The organism is Bacteroides graminisolvens (assembly GCF_963666085.1).
Taxonomy (GTDB): domain Bacteria; phylum Bacteroidota; class Bacteroidia; order Bacteroidales; family Bacteroidaceae; genus Bacteroides; species Bacteroides graminisolvens.
On the sequence record NZ_OY762556.1, the window covers coordinates 3,397,060 to 3,417,828 of the forward strand.

Genomic DNA, 20,769 nt, shown 5'->3' on the forward strand with positions numbered 1-20,769 from the left:
TAAATTATCATTCAGCTGCAGAAGTAGTTAACTCCCACCCTGGATTTTGCTTCAACAAAGGTGCTTTCTTAACTTCTGAATCCGGTATAGGAAAACGATAATTCTTCGGACTATTAAACGCTCTGGAAGGATGTGTTCCGTCCGCTTCATAAGAATAGACAGAAGATGCCCCGGGAGTAACGGCTACACTATAAATGTTGTAGACCTGCTGATAACGAGGTAGAGATTTCTCACTGGCAGCAGTTTTCCCTTCAAACAATTTCCAGCGACGTTCATCAAAGAAGCGATGATCTTCGAAACAAAGTTCAATGCGACGTTCGTTACGAATGCGTTCGCGAAGCTGTTCTTTCGTCATCCCACTATAAGCAGGCATTCCCACGCGTCCACGAACCTGATTGACATATTGATATGCATTAGTCGGCCCCTCAGATTCATTGATGGCTTCAGCTGCGTTCAACAATATCTCGGCATAACGGAAAATGGGACAAGCATGAACATACGTGGTAGGATTCTTGAAAGACATGTTATTCAAGAATTTTTTGGTATAATAACCTGTTGTTGTTCCACCATGCAAGTCTTGATAATCCTTTCCATCAGGATATGATACATCAACAGCTCGTTCCTCCTCTTGTACTTTATCACCCCAAATAGAGCCATGATGCAGAATTGTTTGCTCCAAACGCGGATCACGATTTGCATAAGGATTTTGCTCATCGTAACCGGAAGCTGCATCATCAATAGGCTTACCATTCTTCATCTCATACGCATCAACCAGGTTTTGTGTTGGATTGGTACGTCCTGTAGAATTCACATTTCCGGAGAAGCCACAAGGTGCTAAGAAAAGCTCAATTTCGCGAGTATTCCACTCGGAACGGCTCAGAATGTATTCATTGTTTAAGTGAGGCGTAGACACAAAGCACTGATAATAGTTTTTATTAGGATCGTTATCCTCAGTAGTAAACAGTTTATAAGGATGCGCCTGTTGATTATTCTTCGCAATAAAATCTTTGGCAGCTTGTGCGGCCTCCTGCCACCAGTCAGTCTTACCCTCCGGATTGTTCAATGCAGAAGCTCTGTAAAGAAGAGCTCTTGATTTCAGAGCATAAGCAGCAGCGCCATTTACACGTCCCCAGTTCTCATTCTCATTACTATAACGAAAAGGAAGTATATCTTTAACAGCATCACATTCATCAGCAATCCATTTCAGAGCTTCACTACAAGCAGTGCGCGACATATTCATGGCAGAAGCATTCCCTGCTTCAAAAACGATAGGAACACCGTTTTCATCATTACCAATAACCGGTATATCGCCAAACCAGCCGGCAAGATCGAAGTGAAAGATAGCCCTGAGTAATCTGGCTTCAGCCAGATTACGGTCATACAAATGATTATCATCACCTGTTTTTTCAGCATTACCAATAACACTTTCTCTGGCGTTTTTCATAAATTGGTTGGCGGCTCTAATCCCCTTCAAATCGTTGGGCCAAAATCGTTCCGCAAAGGGATGGTTCGTAGCTGAATAAGCATCTGTCAGCACACTGTGATAATAATGTACGTTCCAGAATGAGAGTGAATTATCAGTCATACAGTCACGTGAAGCAGCAAGAAACTGTCCATCGCTATATCCGGCAAAAGCATCAGGAAGGTATGTATAGACATTCGCTAAAAAGCCACGTGTATTTTCGTACTTGCTAAATATCTGCTCCTCAGACAAGGTCAAATCTACTTCTTTATCCAAATAATCGCTACAAGAACTGGAAACAGTTGCCAGTAATCCTACAGTGATATATATCAATATCTTTTTCATCATTTCATAATTTAAAGTACAACATTAAAATCCGATGTTTACACCAAATGTAAACGAACGGGTCTTGGGATACCACCAACAATAACTCATCGGTTTTTCAGGATCTACGTCATCCGGAAGATCACTCCAGTTATATAAATTATATCCGCTAAAGTAAAATCGGCACTTCGTCATGCTAATTTTGGCAATAAGTTCTTTGGGCAACGAATAACCAATCTCCACATTACGTAAAGACAGATAATTGCCATTTCTAACCCAAATATCATTCTTGTATGTACCTGTAGCACGATCTGAGTCTATGGCATTAAAGCCACCGTAAAGCGGACGTGGATAAGTTGCGTTTATGTTACGCGGATCAGCGGGATTATCAGTATAATATCCCCATGCCTTCGTTACTTCGTGTGTTCCCATGTTACTCCAGCCACTAAAGCTGATAGCAGGTGAAAGAAAAACACTACGATTCAGATAAGCATTAAATACAGCACGTACATCAAAACCATTCCATTCCAAACCGATATTCAATGCCGGTATAATTTCGGGAATAATGGTATAGCTATCAGGTAACATGTCGTTAGAATCAATTTGTCGGTCACCGTTCAAATCCTTGAAAACAGCCGTACCTAATGTCTGCTTACCGTTAGATGCTGAATGATACGGATATTTCTCGGGATGATCAATTGCATCTTGCTGACTGGTAGCTACTTTATCTGGATCGTTCGCCCATTGCACGAACTTATAAATATTCCATCCGCCCACTGTGTTATTAAACGAACTCTCGTATAAGGCAGCTACTTCCGTACCATCATAAATTCGACGGCCCGTTTTACGTTGCCATTCCACATTGGGCTCCGTTTCATCCATTTCAGTTATCTTATTCGTATTGTAAGTTAGTAAACCTTCTAAGTAATAGTTTACCTTACCTATCTTACCACGATGGCCTAAAGTCACTTCAAGTCCCTTACTCTCTGCTTTTCCGTAAGAATCAGAACTTACTGAAACTCCAATAATCGAAGGAATAGTGGAGCGTGTTACTAAGATGCCCGAACGCCACTCTTTAAACACATCTACCGCACCGTAAAGTTTCTTACCCCAGAAATCAAAGTCCACCCCAATATTCAACATATCGGATATTTCCCATTTATTGTTACTATTGCCTGCTTTGCTCTCGTAGTAACCTCCGATATTGCTTTGCGAATAACCAAAGCTATAACCAGTTCCACTAGAGTAAGTACCCTGATAAGGATACCTTCCGGCACCTGTGCTCGACTGTCCGGCACGGCCATAAGAAGCACGTAGCTTCAACAAATCTATATTTTTGTTTTTCAACCATGACTCCTCAGAAGCAACCCAACCGAGTGATGTACCGTAAAAAGTGCCCCAACGTTCTTCCGGAGCAAAGTTATCACTAGCCATTCTACTTATGTTCCCGGAGAAGATATACTTATTATCGTAAGCATACATTGCTTGTCCGTTCCATGAAAGCGTACGTTCCGACGATGTACTTCCGCTTACCACATTCTGGTAAGTGCGAATAAAAGCACGTGCATCGACCGCATGTTTACCAAATTTATTGCTATAATTCAATCCTCCATTAAAGTTCAAATGATAGTAATACTCACGCTGATTGGCCGATGGATTAGTCAATGCCGAATATGAAGTATACTTCGTATACGTAAATTCGGACGGATCAGTAACATTCGCATTGGTATAGTCGTAATTATACGTATTGATAGCATTGCGCTGAGTAGATTCAAATGTTTCGTAAGAGTCGAAACTTACGGTAGCATTCACCTTCAATCCTTTCAATAAACTACTGAGGTCTCCGTTCACACTCAATGTACTATACAAATTACGTCGACGGTTTTTCTCTTGTCCACTAGCCGCCAAATAGCGTAAGGGGTTGTTGGCTGTACTACTAGCATACAGTTCACCGTTGGGACAATAAACCGGTTCCATCGGGTTAGCCTCCACTGCTCCGAACGTTGTTAAATCGAACACACTCTGTGTAGGCTGATTGATGTTATCAATACGTCCACCTAAATCTAATGATACATTTAAAAACTTCGTCACATCAATATCAATGTTAGAACGCAAATTCCATCGATTCAGCATGTGCTGCGTATCAAAGTTCTTGTTCCAACCGGTTCCTTTCTCGTTCCACATACCTTCTTGTCGCAGATAAGAGAAAGACACGTAATAACGAGCCCGGTTATTACCACCGCTTATCTGCATATTCGTTTTGTACATGGGAGCTGCATCCCTATACAACTGTTCAAACCAATTCGTATCGAAGTATCTATAGCGATCAACGCCCTCTAATGTTTCACCATTACTTACCCGACGATACTTTTCAATCTGTTCATCCGTATACATCGGATCACTTCCACTCAGGTAACGCACTTGGTTACGAGTCAATGCCATATTATAGGAATTCTGCAATTCCATTTTGTTGCTCAGCATTTGATAACCAATTTCCTGAGTAAAGTCAATATTGGTTTTACCAGCCTGCCCACGCTTAGTCGTTACAAGTATAGCACCATTGGCCCCTCTCATTCCGTAAATAGCGGTAGACGCAGCATCTTTCAATACAGTAATGTTCTCAATCGGAAAAGCATCGAGAAAAGAGAGATCTCGCTCTACATTATCCACAATGATAAGCGGAGCACGCGCATTCTGATTCATGGTACGTATACCACGAATGTACATGGCAGTTTCACTCCAACCCGGCTCACTACTCCATTCGTAAGTTTCCATACCGTTAACGGTAGCTGTAAATGCATTTTGTAAAATGGTAACAGGATGTTTTTGTAATTCTTGCCCAGTCACTACAGACGTAGCTTCAGTCATTAGCTTTTTCGCCTTGCGTCCAAAAGGAACCGGCATGGTATGCAGGTATTCATCCAAGTCTTCCGCCAATACAATCTGAAAGCCTTCATTGAAATCGGCATTTGCCGTAGCATTTAAATAGCCTACACTACTCACGCATATCTCATCCTGAGACTTCACATTCTTGAGAATAAAATAACCATCTTTGTCTGACAGGGCAATACGACTTTGTTCGGCTACATTGACTACAGCACCGGCAATAGGAGCTCCTTTGCTGTCTACAATCCGCCCTTTCAATACTTGCTCGTTCTGTGCAAGGGCAATTGTTTGCAACCAGAGAAAGCCTAGAAGCAACAGAAACCTGCCTGATGCTGTGCATTTTCTTATACTATATTTTATGTTACTCATAATTATTCAATTTAAGAATTATTTCCAATCCGGGTTATTCTCAATGTTAGTCTTCCATACCTCACCTTCGGGTATTGGATAGAGGTACATCTTATTTTCAAAGACACGTCCTTGTGCCGTTTTACGGCTAATAGCCCCATTGGTCGCTACATCAATACCGTAAATGGGACGAGAAAGAGCCTCAACAGCTACGCTCCAGCGACGCACATCCCAAGCACGATGTTCCTCGAAAGCAAGCTCAACCGTACGTTCTTTGTGAATGAAGTTTCGCATGGCTTCTTTTGAACTGGTCAAGTCGCTACGATTGGCCACCGAACCGGTAATTCCCGAACGCCGACGAATCTGGTCGAGCATATTATAAACCTCTGTAGAGGGTCCTTGCACTTCATTCAGCGCCTCTGCATAGTTCAGCATAATTTCAGCGTAACGAATGAAGTCCACAAACGACGTGAAGTACCGGTATGTACCGAACCTAAAATAGCTTCCGGAATGTATTTGCGAACATAATAACCCGTAGGCGTAGCATTTGCATTACCCACCGGATTGTCGCGTTGTCCTTTGATCACATTGATTGTTCCGTTGCCCCATTCCGTACCGTGATAAAGAACAGTAGCCTCCAATCGCTTATCGCGACCTGTCCACATAGTAGCATCACTATATCCACTGCCTATGTTAATGGTAGGTTGACCGTTGTTGTAAACCGGTGCACCCGTGGCGTCATAAGTAGTGAAGGGCGAAGAACCGTCAATCATGTCGTACATGTCGACTAAGTTCTGCGAGGGACAAAGACCTCCTTTACCACCTTCGCCCACCGGCGTGTCATTTTGTATGGCACTCCATCCTACTGCTACATCATTTCTGAAGAATATAATTTCTTTGTTGCTGTCCAAATAGGTTGTACGAAGCAACGCATTATTATATGGCAAAATGCCATCTGTTGTTTCCTCTGTAAAAAGAGCAAACTTAGAACCATAAGTATCCATAAAACTCTTCGCAGCATCTGCCGCTTCCTGCCAGGTTATTCCACTCTCAGCACTATACCAGGGACTGGCCATGTACAACTTAATGCGTGAAGCAAGTGCCCGTGCCATTGGCTGACCAATGCGACCTGCATAAGTTGCATTCCACGCATCTTGATAAGTAAGCAAGCCACTTTCACATTCACTCAGTTCCTTCAATAAGAAATCGACTACATATTCCTTCACCGTTGGCCGGTCGGTATATCCGCTCAGCAAATCACCATCCGGATCAAGTACTTCGGTAACAATGGGTACCGGACCGTAACGCAAAAACAACTCCCAGTAAAACCATGCGCGCAAGAAGCGAGCTTCAGAAGTATAGTTTGTTTTGTCCTGCAAGTACTTATCATTACTTAAGTCGGCACTTTTGGGCACACTTTCTATGCGATTAATGATCATGTTGCATTTGCGGATGCCGCGATAGTAATGTTCCCAAGTATCAGTCAGTTCGGCAGCACCGGCCGATCCGTAATAATTACCGATATTAAAAGTACTACGCACACCACCAGTTGCATAACTGGTTTCGGCTAAATCAGTAGCCGCATCCAGCCAAGAATTGTTAATGCGACATGCTCCGTGACGCAGGAAGTTATACGTGTCAAAGTGGAATTGTTCCATCAAGCTCCAATCACCGAAGACCTGTTCCTCGGTTAATTCGTTACTGGGCTGCTTGTCCAAGAAACTACCAAATGCATCTTCGCATGAAGTAAGAACACTTGTAGAAATGGTTAGTGCAAGCAAGCTGTATAATATTGTTTTCTTCATGTGTGTCAGAATTTAATGTTTACACCAAAGTTCACTGTTTTCATAATAGGGTAACGATTTGAACCATTACTTTCAGGATCGGTTAAGTTGTTTAAATGATCCCAAGTAATTAAGTTGTTCGCATTCACGTAAAGACGACAATTGCTCATGCCGGCCACCTTAGACCAATTCTCGGGCAGAGTATAGCTTAACTCTATGTTTTTCAGACGAATAAATGATCCGTTCTTCAAGAAGAAAGAGTTTGTACGCTGATTGTGATCACCGTAATTGTCGTAGTGCAACAACGGATAGTTGGCATGTTGCAGATTGTAAGCTTCGCTCTGCGCAGGATTCCAGCGTTCCAAATGATGTTCTTTCACCTTACCGCCACTAACGAAAGCATACATCGCTTCGGCATCGTAGTAACGACTTACGTGATCCACACCTTGGAACATCACGCTGAATCCCCATCCTTTATAGTTAACACCCAAAGACAATGCGTACGTATTTTCGGGAATATCACTATATCCTATACGACTTTCATCGCGATCGTCAATGAAACCATCACCGTTTGCATCCTTATATTTAAGGTCGCCCACCTTTACGGTACCAAACGTAGATACAGGGAAATCAGGATTATCTAAATCAGCCTGCGTAACAAAGCCCTCGGCAATCAGTCCGAAATACTGACTGATAGGATTACCCTCGCGCTTGCGATAAGCAGTCTTCAGTTCGGGTTCATCCATGCTGATAATTTCATTGCGTGCGTGCGAATACGTTAATCCAACGTTGTAGCTCAGATCTTCATTGATGCGATTATTATGCTTCAATTCTATTTCGTAACCACTGTTTTTTGTCTCGCCTAAGTTGCCGGCCGCCAATGCCACACCAACCCATTGCGGGCGGGTAAGATAGGAAGTCAGGATGTCATTACGCTTTTCATAAAACACATCAATGTTACCATTCAGCAACCCATTCCATAAGCCAAACTCAAGTCCGACGTTATACTTGTGAGCCCGTTCCCAAGTTACCCCGAGGTTGGGATACTGAGATTCGTAGATTCCGGTTTTACCTGAACTGCCAAAATAATAAGCATTACTAACCTGAGACCATTTTTCTTCATACAAAAATCGTTGAGCCGTACCGTTCACCGTGTAGATGTCATTACCTACCTCACCGTAGCTGGCGCGTATCTTCAGGTTATTGAGCCATTGAGCCGTACCGGCCATAAATTCTTCATTGCTTATGCGCCATCCTACAGATACAGCGGGGAAAAAGCCAAAGCGTTTGCCTTGAAGGAAGTTTTCAGAACCGTTGTAACCGGCATTAAACTCGGCCAAATATCTGTCATCGTAGCCGTAAGTAACACGTCCTACCAATCCTTGGTAACGCTTGGCTAACTCTGAATTGTAACGGTAATCATTCTGATTATACAATACCATAGCCGTTACATCATGTTTTCCAAACTGGCGTGCGTAGTTAACCTGCGCTTCCATATAAAGTTTGTAAGTAGTACTGTTTTCCTTACTATACGCCAGTTCGCCATCTGAATTAAACTGATTATAAGCATCCATTGACTCGTAGTTATCACGATCATTTAATTCATACGTAGCAAAGTCGGCTTTGAACATCTTCTTATAATAAGAGTCATAGTCGAACGAAACCATACCTTTCGCACTCAATCCCTTGGTCAACCAGTCCATTTTATAATCCAAAACAAAGTTGGTTTCGTTGATGGTATTGGTAGCACGATAATATCCTCCTTTGGCTAACGCTGCAACGATATTGCTTTGATATTGTGAACTACCTCCGTATAAAGTCTTGGTGCTTTCTCCATTCTGTACCTCGTAAGATACGGGGAAAAGCCAGCCGGGAGTGTGATTCAGCTCATAGAAAGTCTGACTGTACGTACTGCTTTCACTTGTATTAGACCCGCGACGCTCTTCAAAGCGAGTTCCAAAATTGACAGAGAACGTGAGATCCTTTGTCAGAAACAAGTCCATGTTAGCGCGGAAAGCGTATCTCCGATAACTGGGACTAGAGGAGTTTCCATACATATCCTGGCTCAGTTCTTTGATCAAACCTTTCTGATCATAAAGTTCGGCAGAAGCATAGTACCGCATGCGCTTAGTTCCTCCGCGAACACTAACGTTGTAACGTTGCGCAGGGGCCGATTTTTTCAAAACTTCGTCGTACCAATCCACGTTCGGATAAAGCATGGCGTCCAAACCACTTAACTCTCCGGCAGCCGATTTACGATACATTTCAATGTCGTTAGCCGAGAATTGAGAAGGTAATCCATCGTTCTTCAAAGCCTCTTCCAGCAATACGACAGATTGATAAGAGTCAAGGTACGTGTCGCTGCGTGTGGGACTTTGAATTTGCCAGTTGGCCGTGAGGTTTACTTCGGGTTTCTGATCACGACCACGTTTGGTGGTAATAAGCATAACGCCATTGGCACCGCGCACACCGTAAACGGCTGTTGCCGAAGCATCTTTCAAGACTGAAATAGTTTCAATGTCATCGGGAGCAATCTGCGAAAAGGTACGCTCCACACCGTCCACCAAAATAAGTGGAGAACCGTCGCCGGCAAAGGTAGCCCTTCCGCGAATATTAATCTTCGTATCATCTTGTCCCGGTGCACCCGATGTCTGTGTTGTAATAACACCCGGAATCTTTCCGGCAATCGCTTGAGAGACATTGGCTGCGGGAGAAGCCAGAAGTTCCTTACTCGAAACCTGCGAGATAGCTCCTACCACACTTTCTTTCTTTTGGGCACCGTAACCCACAACAACTACTTCATCCAGCAACTCCGTATCTTCTTTCAAGACGACCTCCAGTAAAGTCTTCCCGTTCACTGATATTTCTTGTGTTTTATAGCCAACATAAGAGATTTGCAGAACAGCCTTCACGGCATTGCTTACTGTGAGCTTGAAGTTACCGTCCAAGTCGGTAATCACACCATTGGTACTACCTTTCTCTAATACACTGGCACCTATTATGGGTTCACCTGTCTGATCTTTCACGATACCCGTCACTTGCCGCTGTTGTGCCCACAGAGTTTGTCCGGCCAGCAACATCAGGAACACCGACAGCCATCTCAGGAGCATTAATACGCTCCCGGATGATTTGGAATTCATTTGTCTATCTTTCATATTATCTTTATTTTATGGAAATAACAAGGTTATTTTTTTGTCGCATTATAGAGGGCTGCTGCTTGTGAGGCCGTCAGCGGACTGGCGCATAGATATACATCGTCAATCAATGCCGGTGCGGCTTTCCACCAAGTTTCGTAACCGAAATAAAAATTGCTGGCCGTATTAAACAGGTTCAATATGTTGTTGTATCCTGTAAAGTCGCCCGAAGCAAACGCTGCATTGTTTTCATTGTCAAACTTCAGCACACCATTATAATACACTTCAAACTTGTCGGGCATAAAGTTTAGGGTCACCAATGTCCAGACGCCTGCTGTCAGCGCATTATCGGCATTATTATTCTGACAATCAAACCATCCGCCGGCTCCATTATAGCCCAGGTAACCGATGGCGTTAAACCAAAGTTTGGTTGTTCCGTCGTTCACAACAAATATCTGATCCCACCAATTCAAGGTAGGCGGGTTTAGCCACATGCTGACACTGAGACCTTCGGTCATATTCTTCCCTTTGAGCGGATTGTCGAAACGGGTGTATGCCCATCCGTTTGCATTGCCGGTCCATCCTTCTTGCTGATGCCAAACGGTACCCCTGACTGCGTCTTGCTCAAAAGCCGACGGAGTAGCCTGTGCCTCTACGGTAATAAGTTCACCTCCCTGCGCTGCATTCACCGCATTTGCATAAGAGTTGTTCAACGGATAGTAGCCGGCCAAAGACGGTGCATAGGCAGGACTAACGGGGATTCCGCCCGATGCTTTTTTAGTATCGGCATACAGATTCAGGATTTCTTTCTCTGTCAAAGGTCTTGTTACAAAGAACATATCGTCAACCAATGCAGGGGCTGCTTTCCACCATGTTTCGTATCCCAGGTAGAAGTTGCTGGCAGAAGTGAAAAAGTTCAAAACATTATTGTAACCTGTAAAGTCGCCCGAGGCAAACGCTCCGTTGTTGTCTTTATCAAACTTCAGTTTTCCGTCGTAGTAAACTTCAAACCCGTCGGTCGAAATATTGATGGTTACAAAAGTCCATTTGCCTGCCGTCAGTGCATTATCGGCATTGTTATTCTGACAGTCAAACCAGCCGCCGGCTCCGTTGTAACCAAGGTAACCGATGGCATTGAACCAGAATTTAGTGGTTCCGTCGTTCAGTACAAAGATCTGATCCCACCAATTCAACGTGGGCGGGTTAATCCACAAAGAAACACTTAGTCCGTCTTCTAAGGTCTTCCCTTTGAGCGGATTGTCGAAACGGGTGTATGCCCAACCGTTTGCATTGCCGGTCCATCCTTCTTGCTGATGCCAAACGGTTCCTCTGTCAGCGTCTTGTTCAAATGCCGATGGGGTAGCTTGCGTTTCAACGGTTATTAATTCGCCACTTTGTGCCGCATTGAGATTGTTGGCAAATGTATTGTCGAGTGTGTAATAGCCAACAGTTCCTCTTGGCGGGAAGCGATATTCTTCTCCTCCGCTTACGGCAGGCACGGCAATTTCTTTATCAGTGATGACGTTTCGGTACACTCTCACATCGTCAACACGCATGGCTTTGGGTTGCACAGGCGATCCGTAACCCAAATACAGGTATGGCAAGCGTGGAAATGCTTGCACCAGACTCGGATAGTTAAAGGAAGCAGCTTCGGTTGAAGCAACTTCCTCACTGCTTTTTTCGCCATCAATATATAAGGTATAACCTTGGTTGGTGATAATGAGTGCCATGTAGTGCCATTCATCGGCAGTGAAGGGTGGCGTTGAGGCTTGGGTGGGTTTATTCACTTCACCGGAAACGTTCAGACTGTCGCGGTGTAACCAAGCGTTCGGAGTGAAAAAGATGCGCTCCGAATTATCTTCATTGGCAAATGAAAAGATGGCGCCTTCCAGATTGTCGGCTGCTGTTTTCACCCACATGGTAACAGATACTCCCGTTTGCACCTTTACATTGTACAAAGGATTATGGAAACGAGCATAACCTCCATTGAGATTAAGCACTTTTCCTTTGAACTCGTCGGTCACAATTCGGGGAACTTCTCCTCCATCGTAGGCCGACAAAGTTACTTCTTCAGGAGAAAGTTCTTCTTCAAACTTGTATTCTCCTTTTAACTCAAGTTTCGGATAAATTTGATTTCCTGCCGCAGGATCCATTTGTCCCCAGTCGTCACAGGCACCGAATGAAAGAACTGTAAATACCGCCAATAGAAGTGACGGCCATTTTCTTGTCTTCATAATACTAATTTTAAAGGTTAATTAGATTTTTCTTTTGTATGGCAAAGATAGATGACGGCTCAGAGTAGCAGGTGGACAAAAGTCTTTTCTTAGTGGATAAAAGTGTATATAATACAATTAATAAGGGAATAATGCCCAAAACATAAGCTTCACGGGGCAGAACACCCGTCGGGCTGTTTTGACGAAATAGCTTTACTACGCCACACTTTTCAGTGGATTCTTGTCAAGAGCAAGTTTATGTATTATTAACTAATTGAGGAACTTCGAACAGGCATCGGGAGGAGTTGGGCAAAACATAACCAACTTTTTGAAAAACATAACGGCCAATTTGAAAAAGATAACGAGCAATTTGAAAAGAGAAACCGTCTCTTGGGTCATGAGAAACCGTCTCTTGGCTGTGAGACGGTTTCTCGCGGACCTTTTGCTACCGTGCAAATGGCAATAAGCAACCGTCCGAATGAAAAAAGGAACCGTACAAAACGAAAAAAGGCAGGAGTTTAAGCTCCTGCCTTTGCGCCTATAATAAATTGAATGTACTATAGGATTATGCTGACAAAGATAATACATTATATAACCAAAGTCAAGCATTTGATTCATTATTTTGCTTGCCTCGTCTACTTTATTAATAGCTTCTAAAACTTGAAATAGAGTACCGGGAAAGAGAATAACGTCAATAATTGCACCTTTTCCACCAAAAACTAAACTTTGTGCTCCTTTTTAAGTCTTATTTTTGTAGCATGAAAAACTAGTAACCATCTTTTAAAAAACAAGAACCATGATGAAACAAGCCATTGGAGTCTTTACCTTACTTTTGGTCGCTTTGTGCGCCCGGGCAAGTAATATCGATTTCGATAAAGCCTTTAAAGAGAGTGCCAAGATTGAAAAACAAATTAAGCGCACGTCATTCGCTAAGCGTACTTTTTACATTACCGATTTCGGAGCAAAGCCCCACAATGAAGCCGAACCTTGCCACGAAGCCATCAATCAAGCCATTACTGCTTGCAGCTTGGCGGGTGGCGGTACCGTAGTGGTGCCCAAAGGGACTTTTTTCACAGGCCCCATCACATTAAAGAGTAACGTGAATCTTCACGTGTCCGAAGGTGCAACGCTTAAGTTTTCGACCGATCAGAGTTTATATTTCCCCGGAGTTATCACCCGTTGGGAAGGAATAGATTGTTATAATGCACGTCCTCTTATCTATGCTTATGGCGAAACCAATATTGCCATCACCGGAAAAGGTACCATCGACGGGCAAGGCTCTAAGGAGGCTTGGTGGCCCATGTGCGGTGCTCCCCGATACGGCTGGAAAGAAGGCATGGTGGCTCAGCGCAACGGTGGTCGCGAGCGTTTGCTGATGTACGGCGAAACCAACACACCAATCTACAAACGAATCATGACTCCCGAAGACGGGATGCGTCCGCAGCTGATCAATTTATATTCGTGCAACACGGTTCTCATTGAAGATGTAACCTTGTTGAACTCTCCTTTCTGGGTAATCCACCCTCTGTTCTGCGAAAGTTTAATTGTACGGGGTGTGAATATCTTCAACCGCGGCCCCAATGGCGATGGTTGCGACCCCGAGTCATGCAAAAATGTACTGATTGAAAACTGTGTTTTCGATACGGGCGACGACTGCATTGCCATCAAGTCGGGAAGAAACAACGACGGCCGCAAATGGAACATTCCCAGTGAAAATATCATCGTAAGGGGCTGCAAAATGAAAAACGGTCACGGCGGTGTGGTCATAGGAAGCGAAATATCAGGCGGTTACCGCAACCTGTTCGTTGAGAACTGCGAGATGGACAGTCCGGAACTTGATCGTGTAATTCGTATCAAAACAAGTACTTGCCGCGGAGGTGTTATTGAGAATGTATTTGTGCGCAATGTTACCGTTGGGCAGTGCCGCGAAGCTGTGTTGCGCATTAATCTGCAATACGAAAACCGTGAGAACTGTCAGCGCGGATTTACTCCAACTGTGCGCAACGTGCACCTCAAAAACGTGACTTGTCAGAAGAGTCAGCTGGGCGTTCTGATCATCGGATTGGAAGATCCGTCGCTTGTAAACAACATAAGTGTAGAGGACTCTCACTTTAATAATGTTGCAAAAGATGGAAATGATATAAAAAGTGCTAAAGACGTTACCTTTAAAAACTTATACATTAATGGCAGACTTGTAAGCGAATAGGTCTGCATACAGTCATAGCAAGGTCGAATTGATGACAGATAGACAAAATATCTGTCATTAATTCGATTTTTATTTTTCCTATTTTCCGATTTTTCACAGTAAACATAACCGTCATGTCTAAATAAAAACTATCTTTGCCTCTCGTTAATCCGTATATTTTTGAAATATGGACCCAATAAATAGCATAAAAGAGCTTATCAATCAAGGCAATATAGATAGTGCAATTCTACAACTCGAGAGTTATATTCAAACTGACTCTGAACGAAAAGATGAAGCCTATTATCTACTGGGCAATGCTTACCGCAAACGCGGTGACTGGGCAACTGCCCTCAATCATTATCAGTCCGCCATCGACCTCAATCCCCAAAGTCCGGCCACAGAGGCCCGTAAAATGGCAATGGACATAATGAACTTCTTCAATCAAGACTATATATAATCAAATAAACGTAATATAGAGATTATGGCAAAATTTAGAGGAGCAATAGTTGTCGACAACGAACGCTGTAAAGGCTGTAGTTTGTGTGTGGTGGCTTGCCCGGTAAAAGTAATATCACTCGCCAAAGAGGTGAATGCAAAAGGGTATAATTATGCCCGCGAATACGTAGAAGATACTTGCATCGGATGTAGCGCATGTGCTACCGTTTGTCCGGATGGTTGTATCACGGTTTATAAAGTTAAATGCGATTAATAAGAAGAATATGGAAGAAGAAGTTGTATTAATGAAGGGAAACGAAGCCATTTCTCATGCGGCAGTTCGCTGCGGATGCGATGGTTATTTCGGTTACCCCATAACACCACAGTCGGAAGTATTGGAAACGCTGGCCGAGTTGCGTCCTTGGGAAACAACCGGCATGGTAGTGTTACAAGCCGAAAGTGAAATTGCAGCTATTAATATGGTTTACGGCGGTGCAGGAAGCGGTAAAATGGTGATGACTTCATCATCAAGCCCGGGCATCAGTCTTAAACAAGAAGGTATATCATACATTGCGGGAGCAGAGCTTCCGTGTCTTATTGTAAATGTAATGCGCGGTGGTCCCGGACTGGGAACCATTCAGCCTAGCCAGGCCGATTACTTTCAAACAGTGAAGGGTGGCGGACATGGCGACTATCGTCTCATTGCGCTGGCTCCTGCATCTGTGCAGGAAATGGCCGACTTTGTAGCACTATCTTTTGATCTGGCCTTTAAATACCGCAACCCGGTGATGATGCTAGCCGACGGAGTGATAGGGCAAATGATGGAGAAAGTGGTGTTGCCACCACAAAAGAAACGCCTCACAGACGAAGAGGTTATTGCTCGTTGCCCATGGGCTACTACCGGTAAATCGGGACGTAAACCCAACATCATTACCTCACTGGAACTTCAACCCGATGCCATGGAACAGAACAACCTTCGTTTCCAGGCTAAATACAAACAGATTGAAGAAAATGAGGTACGCTACGAAGAAATTCATTGCGAAGATGCCGAATATCTCATCATCGCTTTCGGATCAATGGCTCGTATCGGACAAAAAGCAATGGAAATTGCACGCGAAGAAGGTATCAAAGTGGGTATCCTTCGCCCCATTACTTTGTGGCCGTTCCCAACAAAGGCTATCGCAGCCTATGCTGATAAGGTGAAAGGTATGCTTTCGCTGGAATTGAATGCCGGACAAATGGTTGAGGACATTCGTTTGGCCGTTAACGGTAGGGTAAAAGTTGAACACTTCGGCCGTTTAGGTGGTATTGTTCCCGATCCCGACGAAATAGTTGCAGCATTAAAAGAACAACTCATTAAATAACAAATAAGATGGATCCGCAGAAAATAAGAAACATCCTGAACATTCTTTTCATGATAGGTACACTGATTGCTATCATTGTGTACTTCGCCGTTGACGATAAGAAAACGTTTATTTATGTTTGTGCTGCAGCAATCTTCGTTAAGATCATGGAGTTTTTCATACGATTCACTAACAGGTAAAGCGCTGAAGGGCAACTGTTTCTTGCCGTGTATACGGAAAAACGGTTGCTCATAAGAGAAACGCTTTCATAAATCGAAGCATTATGTTAACAAGAGAACAAATAATTAATCCCCAAAATCTGGTTTACAAGAAACCGGAACTGATGAATGACAATGCCATGCACTACTGCCCGGGCTGTAGCCACGGTGTGGTTCACAAGCTGATTGCTGAAGTCATTCAGGAAATGGGTATGGAAGACAAAGCCATTGGTATTTCACCGGTAGGTTGCGCCGTCTTCATCTATAACTATCTGGACATAGACTGGCAAGAAGCTGCTCACGGACGTGCGCCTGCATTAGCAACTGCCATCAAACGTTTATGGCCGGCCCGATTGGTTTTCACTTATCAGGGCGACGGTGACTTGGCTTGTATCGGTACAGCCGAAACCATCCACGCGCTGAACAGAGGTGACAATATTACCATTATCTTTATCAATAACGGTATTTACGGTATGACCGGCGGACAAATGGCTCCCACAACTTTGTTGGGAATGAAAACGGCTACTTGCCCCGAAGGACGTAATCCCGAGATTCACGGTTATCCTATTAAAATAACCGAAGTAGCTGCTCAATTGGAAGGCACAGCCTACGTAACCCGTCAGGCCGTTCACACAGTTGCCGCTATACGCAAAGCCAAAAAGGCTATCCGCAAAGCGTTCGAGAACTCCATGGAAGGAAAAGGATCTAATCTGGTAGAGATTGTATCAACCTGTAACGCCGGTTGGAAGATGACTCCTGCCGATGCCAACACTTGGATGGAAGAGAACATGTTCCCCTTCTACCCATTGGGAGATATTAAAGACAAATAACCAATTTCAGCTAAAAGAATATCCAAATGAAAGAAGAAATAATTATAGCAGGTTTTGGCGGTCAGGGAGTATTGTCGATGGGTAAAATTCTGGCCTATTCTGGTTTAATGGAAGACAAAGAAGTTACCTGGATGCCGGCTTACGGACCCGAGCAACGTGGCGGAACAGCCAATGTTACCGTCATTGTAAGCGATGAGAAAATATCTTCGCCCATTTTAAGTAAATACGATACGGCTATTATATTGAACCAACCTTCACTCGAGAAGTTTGAGAGTCGCGTGAAACCCGGAGGAATCATTATCTATGACGGATACGGAATTATCCACCCTCCCACTCGCAAAGACATCAAGGTTTACCGTATTGATGCAATGGATGCTGCCAATGAAATGAACAACGCCAAAGCATTTAATATGATCGTATTGGGAGGCTTATTGAAAATTCGTCCGGTTGTGACCATAGCCAATGTGCTAAAGGGACTAAAGAAAACATTACCCGAACGTCATCATCACCTGATACCAATGAATGAAGCAGCTATTCTAAAAGGAATGGAGCTCATTCGTGAACAATAAAAGGCAGGTATCTGCTGTTCTCATTGCGCCCGGCTTTTAAAAGTCCGGGCGCTATTGTTTGCAGCCCTGCATCAAAGCGATAATTGAAGTTAATACGCTTCGCTTTTCTGCTGACAAATTATTTTTTATTGTATATTTGCCGCTAATTATGAAAAGATTCCTGTTTACATACATATTAATCGGTATACTAGCGCATACCCATTTGCAAGCTCAAACCGACCAGAACTCTCAGTTTGACCAATACGGCAATCAGATTGATCCGGCCATGCGCACGCAAAAAGACAGTTCGAATGTGGAAATACAAAGTGTTCCGCCCAAGCTGTACATGTGGAATGTGAGTGAAGAACTGGGTACTGTATTGCCCGTTCAGGTAGACACACTGTTTCATCACTTTCAAAACACCAATCTGGTTGAGGGAGTGAAAGGCCATTATAACTATTTAGGAAACTTAGGTGCCCCCCGTTTATCACGTCTTTTCTTTGAGCGGCCGCAAGCGTCAGAGTCTATGTTCATAGATCCTTTCTCTAGTTTCTACCAGAACCCGTGGGATTTTAAGTTCACAAACAGCAACGTTCCCTACACCAATCTGACCTATTACAAGGCAGGTAGTAAAATTGACGGTGAAGAACGCTTCAAATCATATTTCTCAGTCAATGTCAATAAACGGTTGGCTTTCGGATTCAACATTGACTACCTTTACGGACGAGGATTATATAATAGTCAATCGACTTCGCTCTTCAACGGCGGCCTCTTCGGCAGTTACATTGGTGACAGGTATCAGGCACACTTGGTATACAATAACTATTACATGAAAATGGCCGAGAACGGAGGTATAACAGACGACAGGTACATTACCGCCCCCGAAGAAATGGCTGAAGGTAAAAAGGAGTACGAAGCAAGCAGCATTCCTACCAATCTGGAGGAAACGTGGAATCGCAATAAGAAATTCTATGTTTTCCTTACACACCGATACAACCTGGGATTTACGAAAAAGGCCAGCGGAGTGGAGAACGATACGGTAGATCGTTATGTTCCCGTTACCAGTTTCATACATACCATGAAGGTTGAAAGAGCGTCTCATCGATTCAGAGCAAACTCCGAGCCCGAAGATTATTACTCCAATACTTATATTAATACGGGAAGTTTGGTAAGCAACGACTCAACCACTTACTTCGGCATCAAAAACACCTTTGGCATCGAGCTGATGGAAGGCTTCAACAAATATGCGAAAGCCGGACTCACCGCTTACATTTCGCATAAATACAACCGGTACAATTTAATGAACTCCGATTCGGCAACAGTTGATAAGTACAACGAACAGGAAGTCTTCATCGGTGGACAGCTTTCAAAAAGACAGGGCAACGTGCTGCACTATACCATCAACGGCGAAGCAGGTATGCTTGAAAAGGCCATTGGGCAGTTTAAACTAAAGGGAGATTTAGATTTGAACTTCCGCTTATGGAAGGATACGGTAAGTTTCATCGCTCGGGCAGCTATCAGTAACACACTGCCTGCGTTCTATCTGCGCCACTATCACTCCAACCATTTCTATTGGGACAATGAGTTCGATAAAGAATTCCGTTCCAGGGTGGAAGGAGAGTTAAACATTCAAAGATGGAAGACCAATCTGAAAGCGGGTGTTGAAAACATTAAAAACTATACTTACCTCAATCAAAACGCATTGCCGACACAAGCAGGCGAAAACATTCAGGTAATTTCGGCTACATTAAACCAAGATTTCAAATTGGGTATTTTACATCTTGACAACGAAGTAACATGGCAGAAAACTAGCAACGAAAAGATTCTGCCTCTGCCGCAATTGTCATTGTACCACAACTTGTACATCGAAACAAAGTTAGCCAAAAAAGTATTAAGCGTACAATTGGGAGCAGACGTAAGGTACTTCAGCAAGTATAAAGCACCGGCTTACACGCCTGCCATTCAGCAATATCATTTGCAAGCCGATGATGATCAGGTGGACATAGGCGGTTATCCCATTGTGAATGTATATGCCAATCTACAGTTAAAGCGCACGCGCTTTTTCGTGATGATGTATCATGTTAATCAGGGTATGATGAGTAATGCCAATTCATTCCTGTCTCCGCACTACCCCATTAACCCGCGTATGTTGAAACTGGGATTATCATGGAACTTCTATGATTAAATTAAGCTTAACCCAAACAAAATGGATAAAATACCTCCTGCTAGGTTTGGTATGCAGTCTCATCTCCTTTTTCTGGTTTAGGGATAAGTCGCCTCATCCACAACCGCGTGACTATGCTGCCATCAGTGCCGAAGGAGTTATCCGTGTTGCAACGGAATATAATTCTGTGAGCTACTTTGCAACAGGTGATAGCATGGCCGGTTTTAACTACGAGTTAATTCAGGCTTTTGCGCGTAGTAAGGGGTTGAAAGCTGAAATTATTCCCGAAATGAGTTTCGAAAAGCGTTTGCAAGGCCTGGCCAATGGAACCTTTGATGTAATAGCCTACGGCATACAAACAACCAGTGAGTTTAAAGATTCGCTCTTATTCACTGCTCCCATCAGCCTCAGCAAACAAGTCTTGGTGCAACGCAAACTGGCCGATGGCAAAGTGGCAATAACCAGTCAGCTGGGTCTTGCCGGCAAAACCCTGCACCTCATTAAAGGCTCGCCGGCAGTGATGCGCATCAAAAACTTGGGCAACGAAATTGGAGATACTATTTACATCAAAGAGGTTGATAAATACGGAACGGAACAACTTCTGGCGATGGTTGAACACGGTGACATTGATTATGCCGTATGCGATGAAGATATAGCACGCGCCTCCGTCGACTCGTTTCCCCAAATAGACATTAGTACGGGCATCAGTTTCAATCAATTCAATTCCTGGGCGGTAAGCAAACAATCACCTGCCTTGCGCGATAGCCTGAATAACTGGATAAAGAGTTTCATGAAAACCAAAGATTTCAAACGAATCTATCGCAGTTACTACAAAAAGGACTAGCTTCGCCTGTCACTATGCCCCGAATTGGATATTTTTGTATATATTTGCAAA

14 protein-coding genes and 1 pseudogene are annotated in these 20,769 nt (G+C 43.6%); 9 read left to right on the plus strand and 6 right to left on the minus strand.

Going from position 1 to position 20,769, the window contains the following annotated elements:
* Positions 1-7: 7 nt before the first annotated feature.
* The 6 genes from ACKPCE_RS14260 to ACKPCE_RS14285 all read right to left on the minus strand — a co-directional run bounded on the left by ACKPCE_RS14260 (position 8) and on the right by ACKPCE_RS14285 (position 12,172).
* A complete protein-coding gene (locus ACKPCE_RS14260; protein ID WP_319505987.1) occupies positions 8-1,807 on the minus strand; it encodes a RagB/SusD family nutrient uptake outer membrane protein in 1,800 nt (599 codons plus the stop codon).
* Positions 1,808-1,831: 24 nt separating this feature from the next.
* Positions 1,832-5,041, minus strand: coding sequence for a SusC/RagA family TonB-linked outer membrane protein (locus ACKPCE_RS14265; protein WP_319505674.1), 3,210 nt, complete (start codon positions 5,039-5,041; stop codon positions 1,832-1,834).
* An 18-nt stretch (positions 5,042-5,059) separates the two neighbouring features.
* The gene (locus ACKPCE_RS14270; RefSeq protein WP_319505675.1) at positions 5,060-5,455 is read right to left on the minus strand and encodes a RagB/SusD family nutrient uptake outer membrane protein; all 396 of its coding nucleotides are present in this window, start codon (positions 5,453-5,455) and stop codon (positions 5,060-5,062) included.
* Entirely contained in the window at positions 5,449-6,825 is a 1,377-nt protein-coding gene (locus tag ACKPCE_RS14275) for a RagB/SusD family nutrient uptake outer membrane protein (protein WP_319505676.1), read from the minus strand. Before ACKPCE_RS14275 ends, ACKPCE_RS14270 begins: the two co-directional genes overlap by 7 nt.
* A 5-nt stretch (positions 6,826-6,830) precedes the next feature.
* A complete protein-coding gene (locus ACKPCE_RS14280; RefSeq protein ID WP_319505988.1) occupies positions 6,831-9,914 on the minus strand; it encodes a SusC/RagA family TonB-linked outer membrane protein in 3,084 nt (1,027 codons plus the stop codon).
* Between the two features lie 74 nt (positions 9,915-9,988).
* The gene (locus tag ACKPCE_RS14285; RefSeq protein WP_319505677.1) at positions 9,989-12,172 is read right to left on the minus strand and encodes a LamG-like jellyroll fold domain-containing protein; all 2,184 of its coding nucleotides are present in this window, start codon (positions 12,170-12,172) and stop codon (positions 9,989-9,991) included.
* 775 nt (positions 12,173-12,947) lie between these two features.
* Between ACKPCE_RS14285 and ACKPCE_RS14290 the strand changes: the two genes are divergently transcribed.
* From ACKPCE_RS14290 to ACKPCE_RS14330, 9 genes and pseudogenes are all read left to right on the plus strand, one after another.
* Positions 12,948-14,357 (plus strand): glycoside hydrolase family 28 protein, encoded by a 1,410-nt coding sequence (locus ACKPCE_RS14290; protein WP_407655010.1) that lies wholly within the window; start codon positions 12,948-12,950, stop codon positions 14,355-14,357.
* Positions 14,358-14,523: 166 nt separating this feature from the next.
* Positions 14,524-14,812: pseudogene (locus tag ACKPCE_RS14295) on the plus strand (tetratricopeptide repeat protein).
* 5 nt (positions 14,813-14,817) lie between these two features.
* A complete protein-coding gene (locus ACKPCE_RS14300; protein WP_081698286.1) occupies positions 14,818-15,045 on the plus strand; it encodes a 4Fe-4S dicluster domain-containing protein in 228 nt (75 codons plus the stop codon).
* Between the two features lie 10 nt (positions 15,046-15,055).
* Positions 15,056-16,135, plus strand: coding sequence for a 3-methyl-2-oxobutanoate dehydrogenase subunit VorB (locus ACKPCE_RS14305; protein WP_024996721.1), 1,080 nt, complete (start codon positions 15,056-15,058; stop codon positions 16,133-16,135).
* A gap of 8 nt (positions 16,136-16,143) precedes the next feature.
* Entirely contained in the window at positions 16,144-16,314 is a 171-nt protein-coding gene (locus ACKPCE_RS14310) for a hypothetical protein (RefSeq protein ID WP_148297729.1), read from the plus strand.
* Between the two features lie 83 nt (positions 16,315-16,397).
* A complete protein-coding gene (locus tag ACKPCE_RS14315) occupies positions 16,398-17,162 on the plus strand; it encodes a thiamine pyrophosphate-dependent enzyme (protein ID WP_319505678.1) in 765 nt (254 codons plus the stop codon).
* A gap of 26 nt (positions 17,163-17,188) precedes the next feature.
* Positions 17,189-17,731, plus strand: a complete 543-nt coding sequence (locus tag ACKPCE_RS14320; RefSeq protein ID WP_024996723.1) for a 2-oxoacid:ferredoxin oxidoreductase subunit gamma family protein — start codon at positions 17,189-17,191, stop codon at positions 17,729-17,731.
* A 148-nt stretch (positions 17,732-17,879) separates the two neighbouring features.
* Positions 17,880-19,895, plus strand: a complete 2,016-nt coding sequence (locus ACKPCE_RS14325) for a putative porin (RefSeq protein WP_319505679.1) — start codon at positions 17,880-17,882, stop codon at positions 19,893-19,895.
* Positions 19,888-20,718 (plus strand): transporter substrate-binding domain-containing protein, encoded by an 831-nt coding sequence (locus tag ACKPCE_RS14330; RefSeq protein ID WP_319505680.1) that lies wholly within the window; start codon positions 19,888-19,890, stop codon positions 20,716-20,718. The genes ACKPCE_RS14325 and ACKPCE_RS14330 overlap by 8 nt, the downstream gene beginning before the upstream one ends.
* The last annotated feature ends 51 nt before the right edge of the window (positions 20,719-20,769 follow it).